This is a genomic window from uncultured Polaribacter sp. (assembly GCF_947500975.1).
Taxonomy (GTDB): Bacteria; Bacteroidota; Bacteroidia; order Flavobacteriales; family Flavobacteriaceae; genus Polaribacter.
Map to the genome: position 1 here is coordinate 1 of NZ_CANMUE010000040.1, position 988 is coordinate 988.

1 protein-coding gene and 1 pseudogene are annotated in these 988 nt (G+C 33.3%); both read right to left on the reverse strand.

Annotated features, from left to right (window positions below):
* Positions 1–497 (reverse strand): annotated as a pseudogene (locus Q0733_RS12925) (hypothetical protein); the annotation flags it as partial.
* Positions 485–988, reverse strand: a 504-nt coding sequence (locus tag Q0733_RS12930; RefSeq protein WP_298782748.1) for a hypothetical protein, incomplete at its 5' end; no start/stop codon positions are given. The pseudogene Q0733_RS12925 and the gene Q0733_RS12930, both read right to left, overlap by 13 nt.

The following is a 988-nucleotide window of genomic DNA, read 5'->3' on the forward strand; positions in this document are numbered from 1 at the left end:
AATTTTTCTACATTGTTAGATTTTAATACAAGTGCTTGTGCATCTGTTGTACCTACAAAATCTGTTGCAGATGATGTGCCAGAGTTTCCTTTTAAAGACCAGGCATTATTTATTATTTCTTCCCATTGTGTACCATCCCAAATATTAAGTATGTTTGGTGTTGTGTTAGTGTCAAACCAAATATCACCTTCTAGAGGTGTTGTTGGTGCTGTAGCACTACTAGTTACAGTATCTTCATCTACCGTTAACCAACTAGTACCATCATAAATTTTACTAATGTTTGTGGTTGTATCAAACCAAAAATCTCGTTCTGAAGGTGTTGTTGGTGCTGTAGCAGAAGTTGTAACTTTATTGTTTCTAAATTTAGTTATAGTTCCTTTATTGTCAATTACCCTAACTTCTTGTGCATTGGTTGAATAAGTAGCAATACTTAAAATAAAAGTTAAGAGTAATACTATAGTTTTTTTTAAATTAGAATTTTTTATTATTTTCTCCATGCAATTTCAATAAGTACTTGAGGATAATCTATACTAGAACCACTTAAATAACATTGTAAAAAATCTCCTTCTTCAAAATCTACATTTATAGTTGTATCATGATTACCTTGAGCACTAGTTACCCCTAAAGATGCTATTGTAGCTGTTGCGTCGTTTTTTCTAATTTGAATTGTATAGGTTTGATTGGCATTACTTTGTACAGTTATTGCAGTAATTGTTCCGTCTTTTATCATTCTCCAACCAGTATTAAGGGATACTGTTCCGTTATACTGACGTAAATATTCATTAGTTGTACCAGCGGTACTTCGACCCCAACCTATCATATTTTTATCTACACTTAACCATTTAGATCTTGTTGCGTCATAACTATATAATAAGCCGTCATCGGCAACATGAAATTCACCTGCGTTTGCGCCTGTTGGTGTAACTGTATTTGGTACAATACGTAAAGGCACTATGTCTGCGCCAGGTGTTTCTTCAGTATTTATGTC